General features: G+C 68.0%; 1 pseudogene. It reads left to right on the forward strand.

Annotated features, from left to right (window positions below):
- A pseudogene (locus MOV75_RS41815) lies at positions 1 to 238 on the forward strand (molybdenum ABC transporter ATP-binding protein); the annotation flags it as partial.
- Positions 239 to 465: the final 227 nt, after the last annotated feature.

Raw genomic sequence — 465 nt, forward strand, 5'->3', positions numbered from 1 at the left:
CGGCCGCGCCCTGCTGTCGAAGCCGCGCCTCTTGCTGCTCGACGAGCCGCTCGGCGCGCTCGACGAAGGCCGCAAGCTCGAGATCCTGCCCTATCTGGTGCGACTGCGCGACGAGGCCAATGTGCCGATGGTCTATGTCAGCCACGACGCCGCCGAGCTGCGCCAGCTCGCGACGCAGATCGTGATGCTGAAGCAGGGCCGGGTGACGAGCTTTGGCGGGGTGAAGGTGCTGGCGTAGCAACTCCGTCGTCGTCCTTGCGATGGCTTTCGTAGGGTGGGCAAAGGCGCCCTTGCGCCGTGCCCACCAACTCTCTCGATCGCAAAAAATGCGTGGGCACGCTTCGCTTTGCCCACCCTACGGCAGCGTCAAACCCCGGCCACCGACGTCCATACCTCCGCAAGCTTGCGCCGCAGCGCCTGCGCGCGGGTCAGCGGCGCGGGCGTCTCGTCCTCTTCGGGCAGGCG

Origin of the sequence: Bradyrhizobium sp. PRIMUS42, assembly GCF_023006515.1 — a bacterium.
GTDB lineage: Bacteria > Pseudomonadota > Alphaproteobacteria > Rhizobiales > Xanthobacteraceae > Bradyrhizobium.